Origin of the sequence: Neptunomonas sp. (assembly GCF_041601355.1) — a bacterium.
Classification (GTDB): domain Bacteria; phylum Pseudomonadota; class Gammaproteobacteria; order Pseudomonadales; family Balneatricaceae; genus Neptunomonas.
Genome location: NZ_JBFIIH010000103.1, coordinates 1 through 15,626, shown reverse-complemented (window position 1 = coordinate 15,626; position 15,626 = coordinate 1). Strand labels below are relative to the sequence as shown.

The following is a 15,626-nucleotide window of genomic DNA, read 5'->3' as shown; positions in this document are numbered from 1 at the left end:
TGGTAACTGTGAACTGCCAGAAGGCGTTGAGATGGTAATGCCGGGTGACAACGTTAAGATGGTTGTTACTCTGATTGCACCAATCGCAATGGATGAAGGTCTGCGTTTTGCGATTCGTGAAGGCGGTCGTACTGTAGGCGCGGGTGTGGTGTCAAAAATTATCGCATAATTGTGATAAAAGTGTTGCCAAATAACCGGGGCGTAAATATAATGTGCGTCCCTGTTTTTTACAGGCCAGTGGCTCAATTGGCAGAGCAGCGGTCTCCAAAACCGCAGGTTGTGGGTTCGAGTCCCTCCTGGCCTGCCATCTTCAGTCGAAGATGGTATCAAAGCGCAAGCTTTATTCGAAGCCGAGGCTAACAAGCGTGAACGCAAAAATTGCATCTGAAGGATCTAAGTTCGACACCGTAAAGTGGCTAGTTGTTGTATTGCTGGTAGCGGCAGGTGTTGTCGGTAACTCAATGTATGCTGAGCAGTCTCTGTTGTATCGGGTCATTGCCTTGCTGGTGTTGGCTTTGGTTGCTGGGTTTGTGGCGCTACAAACGGGAAAAGGTCGTGCATTCTTTACTCTGTTTAAAGAGGCAAAGAATGAAGTGCGTAAGGTTGTTTGGCCGACGCGCCAGGAAACATTGCAGACAACGGCGATGGTCGTGGTTGTGGTGTTGCTGATAGGTTTGATGTTGTGGGGGCTTGACTCCTTATTGGGTTGGATAGTCTCTAGTATAATAGGTTAGGAGAAAGGGCATGGCTAAAAATTGGTATGTTGTTCATGCTCACTCTAACTATGAGAAGCGTGTAAAGGCATTGCTGGAAGAGCGCATTGCTCTTGCAGGTTTAGAAGATATGTTTGGCGAAATCCTGGTTCCGACCGAAGAGGTTGTTGAGATTAAGGATGGCAAAAAACGTAAATCTGAACGTAAGTTTTATCCTGGCTATGTGCTGGTGCAGATGGAGATGACAGACGAAACCTGGCATCTTGTGAAGCATACCGCACGTGTGCTGGGTTTTATAGGCGGGACTGCGGACAAGCCGGCGCCGATTACGCAGCGTGAGGCGGATGAGATTTTATCTCGTGTGCGCAGTGGGGTTGATAAGCCTAAGCCTAAAACTGTATTTGAACCAGGTGAAATGGTTCGTGTATCAGATGGTCCTTTTGCTGACTTTAATGGTGTTGTGGAAGAGATTGATTATGAGAAGAATCGCATGAAAGTAGCGGTTTTGATTTTTGGTCGTTCTACACCGGTTGAATTGGCGTTCGGTCAGGTCGAAAAAGTCTGATATTTACTATATAAACACTCTGCCTTTTCTAAGGTGGAGTTTTTGTGTCTATGAAAAACGGGGAGCCGTAAGGCGAATAACCCAAAGGAGAGTATCTTAATGGCCAAGAAAATACAGGCTTATATCAAGCTGCAGATTAAAGCAGCTCAGGCGAATCCAAGTCCACCAGTAGGTCCAGCTTTGGGTCAGCATGGTGTGAACATCATGGAATTCTGTAAAGCTTTTAACGCTGAGACTCAGGGTCTTGAGCCTGGCTTGCCGACTCCGGTTGTTATTACTGTATACAGTGATCGCAGCTTTACTTTTGTGACTAAAACTCCGCCAGCGGCTGTTTTGTTGCTGAAAGCAGCCGGTCTGAAAAGCGGTTCTGGTCGCCCGAATACTGTTAAAGTAGGTACGGTTACACAGGCTCAGCTTGAAGAAATAGCAACTATTAAAATGCCAGATCTGAATGCTTCTGATTTAGAATCGGCTGTTCGTACTATCGCTGGTAGTGCCCGCAGCATGGGCCTTGTAGTGGAGGGTCAGCAATAATGGCTAAGTTAACTAAGCGTCAGAAAGCTATTCGTGAAGTAGTCACTGCTGGTAAGGCATACTCAATTACTGAAGCCGTAGAAATGCTGGCTAAGGTGTCCACTGTTAAGTTTAAAGAATCTATCGATGTTTCTGTAAACCTGGGTGTTGATCCTCGTAAATCTGATCAGGTTGTTCGTGGCTCTACTGTATTGCCGCACGGTACTGGTAAAGAAGTACGTGTTGCTGTTTTTGCTCAGGGTGAGAACGCTGAAAAAGCAAAAGAAGCAGGCGCAGATGTTGTCGGTTTTGAAGATTTGGCTGCTTCTATGAAAGCGGGTGATCTGAACTACGGCGTTGTTATCGCTACTCCGGACGCTATGCGTGTGGTTGGTCAGTTGGGTCAGATTCTGGGTCCTCGTGGTCTGATGCCTAACCCGAAAGTGGGTACGGTAACTCCCGATGTTGCTACTGCTGTGCGTAATGCTAAAGCAGGTCAGGTTCGCTTCCGTACAGATAAGAACGGAATTATTCACGCTGGCGTGGGTAAAATTGAATTTGATGCAAATGCTATTAAAGAAAACGTAGCTGCTTTGGTTGCTGAAGTTAAGAAGCTTAAGCCAGCATCTTCTAAAGGCATCTACGTTAAGAAAATTGTACTGTCCTCTACTATGGGGCCGGGCATTTTGGTTGATCAGGCTACTTTGGCTTAATCAACTAAAAAAGGTTTTTTGAGGGTCTTCGTGACCTGTTAGACAGAGACGAAGGCCGTCAAAGACCGCAGGTGATGCGTCTTTGGCGCATCTTAATGGGTTCCAGCCTGCGCAGACGGTGAATACCACCGTACTCGCAACTCTACTTAGGTAGATTGATGGTAAACAGTCGTAAGACTATTAATCCAGGAGTTAATTGTGGCATTAGGACTAGAAGATAAAAAAGCGATCGTCGCTGAAGTCCAGGAAGCTGCTCAAAACGCACTGTCTGCAGTAGTAGCAGATTCCCGCGGTGTTACCGTTGGGGATATGACTGCTCTGCGTAAAGAAGCGCGTGAAAATGGCGTGTGGTTACGTGTTGTGCGTAACACGTTGGCACGTCGTGCAGTAACTGGTACAGCGTATGAGTGCTTGTCTGATTCTTTCGTTGGCCCAACAATTATCGCTTTCTCTAAAGAGCACCCAGGTGCTGGTGCGCGTATTCTTAAAGAGTTCGCTAAGAAAAACGATAAGCTTGAGCTTAAATCAGCCGCCTTTGAAGGGGCGATCGTTGATATTGCTGTGCTGGCAAGCCTGCCAACATACAATGAAGCGCTTGCTAAATTGATGAGCTGTATGAAAGAAGCAGCTGCAGGTAAGTTGGTACGTGTTATCGACGCTGTACGCGATCAGAAAGAGCAAGAAGCAGCCTGATTTCTTGCTGTTTCATAACGATTTAACGAGCTTAGGCTCCATATTTTTAGGAAAAAGTCATGTCTCTGACTAAAGAAGATATTATTAACGCTATCGCTGAAATGTCTGTAATGGATGTTGTTGAATTGGTTTCAGCTATGGAAGAAAAATTCGGCGTATCTGCTGCTGCTGCTGTTGCTGCTGGTCCTGCTGGCGATGCTGCTGCTGCTGTTGAACAGACTGAGTTTGATGTTGTACTGACTTCTGCTGGTGAGAAGAAAGTTAACGTAATCAAAGCTGTTCGCGCTGCTACAGGCCTGGGTCTGAAAGAAGCTAAAGCAATGGTTGATGGCGCGCCGTCTACTATTAAAGAGCAGATCAGCAAAGATGACGCTGAAGCTCTTAAGAAGGCGTTGGAAGAAGCTGGCGCTTCTGTTGAGCTTAAGTAATCTGGCTTATGCTTTACAAGCAGCCTGAGACTGCTTGAAACACCTATGGCTGGTGGCAAATTGCCACCGGCCTTTTTCCGTTATTTGTAGACAGCAAATAAATAACGGCTGCGCGGACCAGAAGCTCTCGTTCTGGGCTGCTTCTCAACTTGGTGCACATGCTGGGGAACACTGATGGCTTATTCGTATACTGAAAAGAAACGCATCCGCAAAGATTTCAGCAAATTGCTGCAAGTCATGGATGTACCTTACCTGCTGGCGATCCAGCTAGACTCTTACCGCAAATTCCTACAGGAAGGTGCGGATGCCGGAGAGCGTAATGAGGAAGGTCTGCACGCGGCATTTAAATCTGTATTTCCTATTGTCTCTTATTCCGGCAATGCTGCATTGGAATATGTAGGCTATCGCCTCGGTGAGCCTGTTTTCGACGTTAAGGAATGTCAACAGCGTGGCGTAACATACGCTGCACCACTGCGTGTCAAAGTGCGGTTGGTTATTTATGATCGTGAATCATCTAATAAAGCAGTGAAAGATATCCGTGAACAGGAAGTCTACATGGGCGAGATGCCTTTGATGACGGATAACGGAACCTTCGTAGTGAATGGTACTGAGCGTGTAATCGTTTCTCAGCTCCATCGCTCACCGGGTGTGTTCTTTGATCATGATAAAGGTAAAACGCACTCATCGGGTAAATTGCTTTATTCGGCGCGTATCATTCCGTACCGCGGATCTTGGCTGGACTTTGAGTTCGACCCGAAAGATGCGCTATTTGTACGTATTGACCGTCGTCGTAAATTGCCGGCTACCGTATTATTGCGTGCGCTGGGTTATGAAACTCATGAGATTCTTGATATTTTCTTTGAGAATACCTCTTGGGTAGTGACTGAAGACAAAGTGCAGATGGAGCTCGTTCCTGATCGTCTGCGCGGTGAAACCATGTCATTTGAAATCAAAAATGACCAGGGTGAAGTCATTGTTGAGGCAGGGCGTCGTATTACGCCACGTCACATCAATAAGATGGCTGATATGAGCCGTCTGGAAGTGCCGCTTGAATACCTGCTGGGTAAGTCGATTGCAAAAGATGTTGTAGACCCTTCAACGGGCGAACTGATTTGTCCATGTAATACATTAGTAACGGATGAACTGATAGCAACACTGGTCGCTGCAAATGTAACCGCGATTGAGACGCTTTACACTAATGAGCTTGATTGTGGTCCGTTTATCTCTGATACATTGCGTAATGACCCTACCCGCAGTCAGTTGGAAGCGTTAGTAGAAATCTACCGCATGATGCGTCCTGGCGAGCCGCCAACAAAAGAATCTGCAGAAACGCTATTCGGCAATTTGTTCTTTGCTGAAGAACGTTACGATATGTCGGCAGTAGGACGGATGAAGTTTAACCGTCGCCTGGGTCGTGAAGAAACGGTCGGTTCTGGTGTTCTGGATAAAGACGATATTCTGGATGTGATGAAAACCCTGATTGATATTCGTAACGGTAAAGGCATCGTTGATGATATCGATCACTTGGGTAACCGTCGTATCCGTTCTGTTGGCGAGATGGCTGAAAACCAATTCCGTGTCGGTCTGGTGCGTGTTGAGCGTGCGGTTCGTGATCGTCTGAGTATGGCTGAAGCGGATAACCTGATGCCTCAGGATCTGATCAATGCCAAGCCTGTTGCGGCAGCAGTCAAAGAATTCTTTGGTTCATCACAACTGTCTCAGTTTATGGATCAGAACAACCCGTTATCCGAAGTTACGCATAAACGTCGTATTTCCGCGTTAGGCCCGGGTGGTTTGACTCGTGAGCGTGCGGGCTTTGAGGTGCGAGATGTGCATCCGACTCATTATGGTCGTGTATGTCCCATCGAAACGCCAGAGGGACCAAATATCGGTCTGATTAACTCATTGGCAACCTTTGCTCGTACTAACGACTATGGTTTCCTTGAAACACCTTACCGTAAGGTAGTTGATGGTGTTGTCAGTGATGATATTGAGTATCTCTCGGCTATTGAAGAGAATAATTTTGTTATCGCGCAAGCGTCAGCTTCAATGGACGAAGGCAAGCGTCTGACAGAAGAGATGGTAACGGTCAGGCATTTGAATGAAACAACGGTAATGGCGCCTGCGAAGGTTGATTACATGGATGTTTCGCCACGTCAGGTGGTATCTATTGCCGCATCACTTATTCCTTTCCTGGAGCATGATGATGCTAACCGTGCATTAATGGGTTCTAACATGCAGCGTCAGGCTGTTCCTACTTTGCGTGCTGATAAGCCGTTGGTAGGTACAGGTATGGAGCGTTATGTTGCCCGTGATTCTGGTGTATGTGTTACCGCTCAGCGTGGTGGTGTCATTGAGTCGGTTGATGCGGCGCGTATTGTGGTGCGTGCAAACGATGCAGAAGTGGCGGTGGGTGATGCGGGTGTAGATATTTACAGTCTGACAAAATACACACGCTCTAACCAGAATACTTGTATTAACCAGCGCTCTATTGTGCGTCCCGGCGAGTCAGTAACTCGTGGCGACATTATGGCGGATGGTCCTTCAGTTGATATGGGTGAGTTGGCGCTTGGGCAGAACATGCGTATCGCATTCATGCCCTGGAATGGTTACAACTTTGAAGACTCGATCCTGATCTCTGAACGCGTAGTGGAAGAAGATCGCTTTACCACTATTCATATTCAGGAGCTTACGTGTGTAGCGCGTGATACCAAGCTTGGGTCTGAGGAAATTACCTCAGATATCCCGAACGTAGGTGAGTCGGCGCTGGCTAAGCTGGATGAATCAGGAATTGTACATATCGGTGCTGAAGTTGGCCCTGGTGATATTCTGGTCGGTAAAGTAACGCCAAAAGGTGAAACGCAGCTGACACCTGAAGAAAAATTACTACGTGCTATCTTCGGTGAGAAAGCATCTGACGTTAAAGATACTTCATTGCGTGTGAAAGGCGGTACAACCGGTAAAGTTATCGATGTACAAGTCTTTACCCGTGACGGCGTGACGAAAGACGAGCGTGCTCTGGCGATTGAAAAAGCAGAAATGGATGCGATTCGTAAAGATCTTAATGATGAATATCGAATTGTAGAACAAGCGACTTATGAGCGTTTGGCTAAAGTGCTGGTTGGCAAAAAAGCTGATGGTGGTGCAGGTCTGACAAAAGGCGCTGAAATCACTGAGGCGTTTCTGGCTGACTTAAAGAAAGATGAATGGTTTAAAATTCGTATTTCTGATGAAGCGGTATCAGAACAGCTTGAGCAGGCTAAAACACAACTTGAAGAGCGTCGTGAAGAGCTTGACAAAAAGTTTGAAAACAAGAAGAACAAGCTGCAGGCAGGTGATGATCTGGCGCCAGGTGTTCTGAAAATCGTTAAGGTGTACGTGGCTACTAAGCGCCGTGTGCAGCCGGGCGATAAGATGGCCGGACGTCATGGTAACAAAGGTGTTATCTCCGTAATCATGCCTGTAGAAGATATGCCTTATGATGAAAATGGTGAGCCGATTGATATCGTGCTGAACCCGTTGGGTGTACCTTCGCGTATGAACGTAGGTCAGGTGCTTGAAACCCATATGGGTGCAGCAGCAAAAGGTCTGGGTCGTCGTATCAATGAAATGTTAGAAGTTGAACGCGACAAAGCAGAAGCTGTTAAAGAGATTCGTGAGTTTCTTCACCGGATCTATAATAGCGAGCTTGATGGCTGGAAAAACTCCCGTCATGAAGACCTGGATAGTTTCTCTGATGAAGAAATTATCGAACTGGCGCGCAACTTGCGCGGTGGTGTGCCATTGGCAACACCGGCATTTGATGGTGCTAAAGAAGCCGAAGTTAAAGAGCTCTTGCGTATGGCCGGCATGAACGATACCGGTCAGGTTTCGCTGTTTGATGGTCGCTCCGGCGATAAGTTTGAACGTCAGGTGACTGTTGGTTACATGTACATGCTGAAACTTAACCATTTGGTTGATGACAAGATGCATGCGCGTTCAACCGGTTCTTACAGCCTTGTTACTCAGCAGCCGCTGGGTGGTAAAGCACAGTTCGGTGGTCAGCGCTTCGGAGAGATGGAAGTGTGGGCGCTGGAAGCTTATGGTGCGGCATATACTCTGCAAGAGATGCTGACCGTTAAATCGGATGACGTGAATGGACGTACGAAGATGTATAAAAACATCGTCGACGGAAACCATAAAATGGAGCCAGGAATGCCTGAATCGTTCAACGTATTGATCAAAGAGATTCGCTCTCTGGGTATCGATATTGAGCTGGAAAACGACTAGGTATTGCCGAATCACCCGGGTAGGCGCGCTGTGCCTGCCCAATAACTCCGCGAGGAGCCGTAGACAATGAAAGATCTGCTGAATCTACTGAAATCACAAAGTCAGGCTGATGAATTTGACTCGATCAAAATCTCGCTTGCATCACCGGAAATGATCCGTTCGTGGTCATTCGGTGAAGTTAAAAAACCGGAAACGATTAACTATCGTACATTCAAGCCTGAGCGTGATGGTTTGTTTTGCGCGAAGATTTTTGGTCCGGTCAAGGATTATGAGTGCCTCTGCGGTAAGTATAAGCGCATGAAGCACCGCGGTGTTATCTGTGAAAAGTGTGGTGTTGAAGTCACACTGACTAAAGTTCGTCGTGACCGTATGGGGCATATCGAACTCGCTAGTCCAGTAGCACATATTTGGTTCTTGAAGTCATTGCCATCCCGTATTGGTTTGATGCTGGATATCACGCTACGTGACATCGAACGTATTTTGTATTTTGAATCGTTTGTTGTTGTTGAGCCTGGTATGACGACGCTAGAGCGTGGTCAGCTGATGAACGACGAGCAGTACTTTGAAGCCCTTGAAGAGTTCGGCGATGAGTTCGATGCCCGTATGGGTGCTGAAGCTGTACAGATGTTGATGGCTTCAATCGATCTGGAAGAAGAGATCCAAATGCTGCGGGAAGAGATTCCGCAGACAAACTCTGAAACCAAAATCAAGAAGCTCTCTAAGCGTCTGAAACTGTGCGAGTCATTCTACAAGTCGGGTAATAAACCTGAGTGGATGGTGCTGACAATTTTGCCAGTATTGCCGCCAGATCTTCGTCCGTTGGTACCTTTGGATGGAGGCCGTTTTGCTACGTCCGATCTGAATGATCTGTATCGTCGTGTTATTAACCGTAATAACCGTCTGAAGCGCCTGTTGGATCTGAACGCACCTGACATCATTGTGCGTAACGAAAAACGTATGCTGCAGGAATCTGTAGATGCGCTGTTGGATAACGGTCGTCGTGGTCGTGCTATTACCGGTTCTAACAAACGTCCATTAAAATCTTTGGCTGACATGATCAAAGGTAAGCAGGGTCGTTTCCGTCAGAACTTGTTAGGTAAGCGTGTCGATTACTCCGGTCGTTCGGTTATTGTGGTAGGTCCTTACCTGCGCCTGCATCAGTGCGGTCTTCCTAAGAAGATGGCGCTTGAGCTGTTTAAGCCATTCATCTTTTCTAAGCTTGAACTGCGTGGTTATGCGACAACGATTAAAGCCGCTAAGAAAATGGTTGAGCGTGAAGAGCCGCTGGTTTGGGATATTCTGGATGAAGTAATCCGTGAACATCCGATTCTGCTGAACCGTGCGCCTACACTTCACCGTTTGGGTATTCAGGCATTTGAGCCTGTGCTGATTGAAGGTAAAGCAATTCAGTTGCATCCATTGGTCTGTGCTGCTTACAACGCCGACTTTGATGGAGACCAGATGGCGGTACACGTACCGTTAACTATTGAAGCGCAGCTTGAAGCACGTGCTTTGATGATGTCTACCAACAATATTTTATCACCAGCAAACGGTGAACCAATTATTGTTCCGTCACAGGACGTTGTATTGGGTCTGTATTGGATGACGCGATCGCGTATCAACGGTAAAGGCGAAGGCATGGCCTTTTCTGATATCGAAGAGATCGAGCGAGCATACGGTGCTAAGCAGCTGGATTTGCAGGCGCGGATTAAAGTACGTGTCAAAGAAGTCATTCGTGATATTGAAGGTAATGTTACTGAAATTACGGAAATTAAAGAGACAACGGCAGGTCGGGCAATGTTGTTCTCTATCGTTCCTGATGGCTTGCCGTTTGAGCTTGTTAATCAGGCGATGAAGAAAAAAGCTATCTCTCGTCTGCTTAACGAAGCGTATCGTCGTTGCGGTCTTAAAGATACGGTTATCTTCGCCGATCAGCTGATGTATATGGGCTTCCGTCAGGCGACAGTTTCAGGTTCATCTATTGGGGTTAACGATTTCGTTATTCCGGATGAGAAACCGGCAATCGTTGGTGAAGCTGATGCTGAAGTAAAAGAGATTGAGCGTCAGTTTGCGGATGGTCTGGTAACGCAAGGCGAGAAATATAACAAGGTTATTGATATCTGGTCGCGCGCTAACGATTTGTTGGCGAAGCGCATGATGGAAAACCTGAAGATTGAGAAAGTTATTGACCGTGATGGTAATGAAGTCGATCAGGAGTCTTTCAACTCAGTTTATATGATGGCTGACTCCGGTGCCCGTGGTAGTGCGGCGCAGATTCGACAGCTGGCCGGTATGCGTGGTCTGATGGCGAAACCCGATGGCTCTATCATCGAAACGCCAATCGTGGCTAACTTTCGTGAAGGTTTGAACGTACTTCAGTACTTCATCTCAACACATGGTGCACGTAAAGGTCTCGCTGATACTGCATTGAAAACAGCGAACTCAGGTTATCTGACGCGTCGTTTGGTTGATGTGGCGCAGGATCTGGTTATCACAGAAGTTGATTGTGGCACCGAGAATGGTCTGGTTATCCAGCCAATGATCGAAGGTGGCGACGTTGTTGTTGCTCTGGGTCATCGTATACTGGGTCGTGTGGTCGCGCGTGATGTGCTGGACCCTGCCGGTGTTGATGTTCTGATTCCTGCTGGTACATTGATCGATGAAGCGTGGGTGCATCATTTAGAAAATGATGAGGCCTTTTCTTCTATTGATGAAATTGTTGTTCGTTCGGCTATCACGTGTGATACACGTTTTGGTATTTGTGCGGCATGTTACGGTCGTGACCTGGGTCGTGGTCATGGTGTTAACGCGGGTGAGGCTGTCGGTGTTATCGCTGCACAGTCAATCGGTGAGCCGGGTACCCAGCTGACTATGCGTACGTTCCATATCGGGGGTGCGGCTTCAAGAGCGGCAGCCGTTGATAGTGTTCAGGTTAAGAAAGGCGGTGATATTCGTCTGCATAACCTCAAGTATGTTGAATCGCCAGCAGGTCACCTCGTTGCAGTATCGCGTTCTGGTGAGTTGGGTGTTACGGACGAGCATGGTCGTGAGCGTGAGCGTTACAAGCTTCCTTACGGTGCTATTATCAAGGTTAAGGACGGTGCTCAGGTGAATCCTGGCGACATCGTTGCTAACTGGGATCCGCATACCCACCCGATCATCACGGAAGTAGGTGGTACGGTTATCTTCGTAGGTATGGAAGATGGTATTACCGTTAAGCAGACTACAGATGATTTGACCGGGCTTTCTACGACTGAGATTCTGGATGGTAAAGATCGTCCGGCAGCGGGCAAAGAGATTCGTCCGTTGATTAAGCTGGTTGATGCCAAAGGTGTTGACATTTGTCACCCGGGTACAGATCAGCCGGTACAGTATCTGTTGCCTGCTAAAGCGATCATTAACATGGCTAATGGCGCTAACGTTTCGGTCGGTGAGGCGCTAGCGCGTATCCCGCAGGAAGGTTCAGTCAACAAGGATATCACCGGTGGTCTGCCGCGTGTTGCCGACCTGTTTGAGGCGCGTAAGCCAAAAGAGTCGTCAATACTGGCTGAAATCTCAGGTATTATTTCGTTCGGTAAAGAAACTAAAGGCAAAAAGCGTCTGGTTATTACACCAAACGATGCCGAGCCGTATGAGTTGATGATTCAGAAGTGGCGTAACCTGAACGTGTTCGAGGGTGAACATGTTGAGAAGGGTGAGGTTATTTCCGATGGTCCGACTAATCCGCATGATATCTTGCGTATTTTGGGCGTGGAAGCATTGGCAGAGTTTGTTGTAAACGAAATTCAGGACGTTTATCGCCTTCAGGGTGTAGGTATCAACGACAAGCATATTGAAGTTATCTGTCGTCAGATGTTGCGTAAAGTTGAGATTGTTACTTCGGGCGACTCTACCTTTATACCTGGCGAGCAGGTTGAATATGCTGCTGTTGTCTCTGAAAACGCTGAATTGGAAGCGGCTGATAAGATGCCGGCTAAATTTGAACGTGTCCTCTTGGGTGTAACTAAGGCTTCTCTGGCAACAGAGTCCTTTATCTCGGCGGCATCGTTCCAGGAAACAACCCGTGTACTCACCGAAGGTGCAGTTAAGGGTAAGCAGGACTTCCTGCGTGGCCTGAAAGAAAACGTTGTGGTAGGTCGTCTGATTCCAGCAGGAACAGGTTTGGCTTATCATAGCGAACGCAAACGCAAACGTGCGATTGCGCAAGGAACTGAGACAGTCAGTGCAGAAGAAGTGCAAGAAGCACTGGCAGCTGCTCTGAATGCCTCTTTGTCAAATTCTGATTAATTATTAATCAGAGATTGACTTCAAGGGTCGGAATTGATTAAAATTCCGGCCCCCTAGTGACCGGATTGAATACAGTCCGGTTTTTTGGTGCTTTTAATTAAACGTGAAAACGTGGAGTTTGCTTTAATGGCAACTATTAACCAATTGGTTCGCAAACCACGTAAGCGCAAAGTACAAAAAAGTGACGTACCGGCTCTGCAGGCTTGTCCTCAGCGTCGTGGCGTATGTACACGTGTTTACACTACAACTCCGAAGAAGCCAAACTCGGCCCTTCGTAAAGTTTGCCGTGTTCGTTTAACAAACGGCTTCGAAGTGACTTCCTACATTGGTGGTGAAGGTCATAACCTGCAAGAACATAGTGTTGTATTGATCCGTGGCGGTCGTGTAAAAGATTTGCCAGGTGTTCGTTACCACACTGTTCGTGGCGCATTGGATTGTTCAGGCGTTAACGATCGTAAGCAGGCTCGTTCGAAGTACGGTACTAAACGTCCTAAGTCTTAATCACCGTTTAACGGTGGAAGTTGATGCTAGTAAAATGTCTGGTGACAGATCCAATACTAACTTGGCAAGACCGGACCCGGTAAGAGTAAGGTTAGATAGATACTTATCTATCTGAATTTCCTGAAGACCTTTTAAATATGAGGGCTTATCATGCCTAGAAGACGCGTCGCTGCAAAGCGCGAAATACTACCGGATCCTAAGTTCGGTAACATTACATTGGCTAAATTTATCAACCATGTAATGGTTAGTGGAAAAAAATCTGTTGCAGAGCGTATTGTTTACGGTGCAATGGATAAAATCCAGGAACGTTCAAATAACGATCCTCTGGATATGTTTGTTAAAGCATTAGAAGCAATCCAGCCTGCGGTTGAAGTTAAATCCCGTCGCGTTGGTGGTGCTACTTACCAGGTACCATGTGAAGTACGTCCTTCTCGTCGTATGGCTCTGTCTATGCGCTGGTTGGTAGATGCTTCACGTAAGCGTGGCGAAAAATCTATGGCATTGCGCTTAGCTGGTGAAGTGCTGGATGCTGCTGATGGTCGTGGTGCTGCTGTTAAGAAACGTGAAGATGTGCATCGTATGGCAGAAGCGAACAAAGCTTTTGCTCACTATCGCTTCTAAATGTTCAGAGGAATGAGTCGTGGCTCGTAAAACTCCTATTGCACGTTACCGTAACATTGGTATCGTTGCACACGTAGATGCCGGTAAAACGACTACAACAGAACGCGTACTTTTCTATACAGGTCTATCTCATAAAATTGGTGAGGTGCATGATGGCGCCGCGACAATGGACTGGATGGAGCAGGAGCAGGAGCGTGGTATTACTATCACTTCTGCTGCGACTACCTGTTTCTGGCAAGGTATGAGCAAACAGTTTGAAAACCACCGTATCAATATCATTGATACGCCGGGACACGTTGACTTCACGATCGAAGTAGAGCGTTCTTTGCGTGTATTGGATGGTGCGGTTGTTGTGTTGTGTGCCTCATCGGGTGTGCAGCCGCAAACTGAAACTGTTTGGCGTCAAGCTAATAAATATCATGTTCCGCGTATGGTCTTCGTTAATAAAATGGACCGTGCTGGTGCTGATTTCTATATGGTTATCGATCAGCTCAAAGCCCGTTTGGGTGCTAAGGCTGTTCCAATCAATTTCCCGATCGGCGCTGAAGATGAGTTCAAAGGCGTTGTTGATCTGATTCGCATGAAAGCGATCATGTGGAACGAAGCAGATCAGGGAATGACCTACGAGTTGGAAGATATTCCGGCTGGTCTTCAGGCGAAAGCCGATGAGCTTCGTGAAGAGATGGTCGAAGCTGCAGCTGAAGCTACTGACGAGTTGATGGAAAAGTACCTGGAAGAAGGTGACTTAACTGATGACGAAATCAAGGCTGGTCTGCGCGCACGTACGTTGGATAACGACCTTGTTCTGATGCTTTGTGGTTCTGCCTTTAAGAACAAAGGCGTTCAGGCAATGTTGGATGCTGTTATTGAATACATGCCTTCTCCTGTCGAAGTGAAAGCGATTGAGGGTATCTTGGATGACAAAGATGAAACTGTGGCTACCCGTCCTGCGGATGATAGTGCGCCGTTTGCTGCTCTTGCATTCAAGATTGCTACTGACCCGTTTGTTGGTACGCTAACGTTTATTCGCGTGTATTCAGGTGTCCTGGCTTCAGGCGACAGCGTTTTTAACTCTGTTAAGAGTAAAAAAGAGCGTGTTGGTCGTATGGTGCAGATGCATGCTAATAACCGCGAAGAGATTAAAGAAGTCCGCGCGGGTGATATTGCTGCATTGATCGGTATGAAAGATGTAACGACAGGTGATACGCTGTGTGATCCTACGAATAAAATCGTACTGGAGCGCATGGAATTTCCTGAGCCGGTTATCTCTGTTGCTGTTGAGCCTAAATCTAAGGCTGATCAAGAGAAAATGGGTGTTGCATTAGGTAAGCTTGCGCAGGAAGATCCATCTTTCCGCGTTGAGACTGATGAAGAAACCGGCCAGACAATTATCTCTGGTATGGGTGAGTTGCATCTGGATATCCTTGTTGACCGTATGCGTCGTGAATTCAGCGTTGAGGCAAACATTGGTAAGCCTCAGGTTGCATATCGCGAGAAGATCCGTAAGTCTGTTGATGCTAACCACAAGTTTGCTCGTCAGTCAGGTGGTCGCGGTCAGTATGGTCACGTTATGGTTGAGTTCAGCCCGTCTGATGAAGAAGGGCTGGAGTTTATCAATGAAGTGGTTGGTGGTGCTATTCCTAAGGAATACATCGGCGCTATCGAGAAGGGTATAACAGAGCAGATGAAGAACGGTGTCATCGCTGGTTATCCGCTGATTGGTCTTAAAGCTCGACTGTATGACGGTTCATATCATGATGTTGACTCGAATGAGATGGCATTTAAGATAGCCGCGTCGCAGGCGTTGAAAAAATACGCCCTGCAAGCAGATCCATGTCTGTTGGAACCAATGATGAAAGTCGAAGTGGTTACTCCGGAAGATTACATGGGCGACGTTATGGGTGACCTTAACCGTCGTCGCGGTCTGGTTCAGGGTATGGAAGACACTCCATCTGGCAAAGTGATTAATGCACAGGTTCCGTTGGGTGAAATGTTCGGATATGCAACTGATCTGCGTTCCGCAACTCAAGGGCGTGCAACTTACTCTATGGAGTTTGAGTGTTACGCTGAAGCTCCTAAGAATGTCGCCGAAGCGGTGATGAGGGCTTACTAGCCTTCGCCATAATCTAAGAGGTAATTTATCGTGGCAAAAAAAGCATTTGAACGAAATCTGCCGCACGTCAACGTAGGTACAATTGGCCACGTTGACCATGGCAAAACAACTTTGACAGCAGCTCTGACGCGCGTATGTGCGGAAGTGTTTGGTGGTACGGCCGTAGCATTTGACGGTATCGATAACGCTCCGGAAGAGCGTGAGCGTGGT

Annotated in this window: 12 protein-coding genes, 1 tRNA gene and 1 pseudogene; all 14 read left to right on the top strand. The window is 47.2% G+C overall.

All coding sequences use genetic code 11. The features are described 5' to 3' along the window. Positions 1-169 (top strand): annotated as a pseudogene (gene tuf / locus ABY436_RS14980) (elongation factor Tu); the annotation flags it as partial. A gap of 62 nt (positions 170-231) precedes the next feature. After that, positions 232-307: transfer RNA gene (locus ABY436_RS14975), tRNA-Trp, on the top strand. 13 nt (positions 308-320) lie between these two features. Continuing rightward, on the top strand, positions 321-734 hold the full coding sequence (secE, locus tag ABY436_RS14970; protein ID WP_372739747.1) for a preprotein translocase subunit SecE: 414 nt from the start codon (positions 321-323) through the stop codon (positions 732-734). A gap of 10 nt (positions 735-744) precedes the next feature. Next, positions 745-1,278: a transcription termination/antitermination protein NusG gene (gene nusG / locus ABY436_RS14965; RefSeq protein WP_090731029.1), complete on the top strand. Its 534-nt coding sequence runs from the start codon at positions 745-747 to the stop codon at positions 1,276-1,278. 99 nt (positions 1,279-1,377) lie between these two features. Further along, positions 1,378-1,812 carry a 50S ribosomal protein L11 gene (gene rplK / locus ABY436_RS14960; RefSeq protein WP_372739746.1) on the top strand — a complete coding sequence of 145 codons (435 nt, stop codon included), beginning with the start codon at positions 1,378-1,380 and terminating at the stop codon, positions 1,810-1,812. After that, the gene (gene rplA, locus ABY436_RS14955; RefSeq protein ID WP_372739745.1) at positions 1,812-2,504 is read left to right on the top strand and encodes a 50S ribosomal protein L1; all 693 of its coding nucleotides are present in this window, start codon (positions 1,812-1,814) and stop codon (positions 2,502-2,504) included. The genes rplK and rplA overlap by 1 nt, the downstream gene beginning before the upstream one ends. Before the next feature lie 198 nt (positions 2,505-2,702). Further along, the gene (rplJ, locus tag ABY436_RS14950) at positions 2,703-3,197 is read left to right on the top strand and encodes a 50S ribosomal protein L10 (protein ID WP_090731022.1); all 495 of its coding nucleotides are present in this window, start codon (positions 2,703-2,705) and stop codon (positions 3,195-3,197) included. A 59-nt stretch (positions 3,198-3,256) separates the two neighbouring features. Continuing rightward, entirely contained in the window at positions 3,257-3,625 is a 369-nt protein-coding gene (gene rplL / locus ABY436_RS14945) for a 50S ribosomal protein L7/L12 (protein ID WP_372739744.1), read from the top strand. Between the two features lie 174 nt (positions 3,626-3,799). Beyond that, entirely contained in the window at positions 3,800-7,894 is a 4,095-nt protein-coding gene (gene rpoB / locus ABY436_RS14940; protein ID WP_372739743.1) for a DNA-directed RNA polymerase subunit beta, read from the top strand. Between the two features lie 66 nt (positions 7,895-7,960). Continuing rightward, the gene (gene rpoC, locus ABY436_RS14935) at positions 7,961-12,181 is read left to right on the top strand and encodes a DNA-directed RNA polymerase subunit beta' (RefSeq protein WP_372739742.1); all 4,221 of its coding nucleotides are present in this window, start codon (positions 7,961-7,963) and stop codon (positions 12,179-12,181) included. 126 nt (positions 12,182-12,307) lie between these two features. Next, positions 12,308-12,682 (top strand): 30S ribosomal protein S12, encoded by a 375-nt coding sequence (rpsL, locus tag ABY436_RS14930; protein ID WP_028470787.1) that lies wholly within the window; start codon positions 12,308-12,310, stop codon positions 12,680-12,682. Between the two features lie 150 nt (positions 12,683-12,832). Next, positions 12,833-13,303, top strand: coding sequence for a 30S ribosomal protein S7 (rpsG, locus tag ABY436_RS14925; RefSeq protein WP_090731014.1), 471 nt, complete (start codon positions 12,833-12,835; stop codon positions 13,301-13,303). Positions 13,304-13,322: 19 nt separating this feature from the next. Then, positions 13,323-15,416 (top strand): elongation factor G, encoded by a 2,094-nt coding sequence (fusA, locus tag ABY436_RS14920; RefSeq protein WP_372739741.1) that lies wholly within the window; start codon positions 13,323-13,325, stop codon positions 15,414-15,416. Positions 15,417-15,446: 30 nt separating this feature from the next. Beyond that, positions 15,447-15,626: GTP-binding protein (locus ABY436_RS14915; protein ID WP_372738264.1), on the top strand; the 180-nt coding region annotated here is incomplete at its 3' end.

Excerpts from the sequence above, each read along its gene's own strand:
- rpsL (WP_028470787.1), top strand. The coding sequence starts at position 12,308 with ATGGCAACTATTAACCAATTGGTTCGCAAACCACGTAAGCGCAAAGTA.
- rpoB (WP_372739743.1), top strand. The coding sequence starts at position 3,800 with ATGGCTTATTCGTATACTGAAAAGAAACGCATCCGCAAAGATTTCAGC.
- nusG (WP_090731029.1), top strand. The coding sequence starts at position 745 with ATGGCTAAAAATTGGTATGTTGTTCATGCTCACTCTAACTATGAGAAG.
- rpsG (WP_090731014.1), top strand. The coding sequence starts at position 12,833 with ATGCCTAGAAGACGCGTCGCTGCAAAGCGCGAAATACTACCGGATCCT.
- rplA (WP_372739745.1), top strand. The coding sequence starts at position 1,812 with ATGGCTAAGTTAACTAAGCGTCAGAAAGCTATTCGTGAAGTAGTCACT.
- rplL (WP_372739744.1), top strand. The coding sequence starts at position 3,257 with ATGTCTCTGACTAAAGAAGATATTATTAACGCTATCGCTGAAATGTCT.
- rplK (WP_372739746.1), top strand. The coding sequence starts at position 1,378 with ATGGCCAAGAAAATACAGGCTTATATCAAGCTGCAGATTAAAGCAGCT.
- secE (WP_372739747.1), top strand. The coding sequence starts at position 321 with ATGGTATCAAAGCGCAAGCTTTATTCGAAGCCGAGGCTAACAAGCGTG.
- rpoC (WP_372739742.1), top strand. The coding sequence starts at position 7,961 with ATGAAAGATCTGCTGAATCTACTGAAATCACAAAGTCAGGCTGATGAA.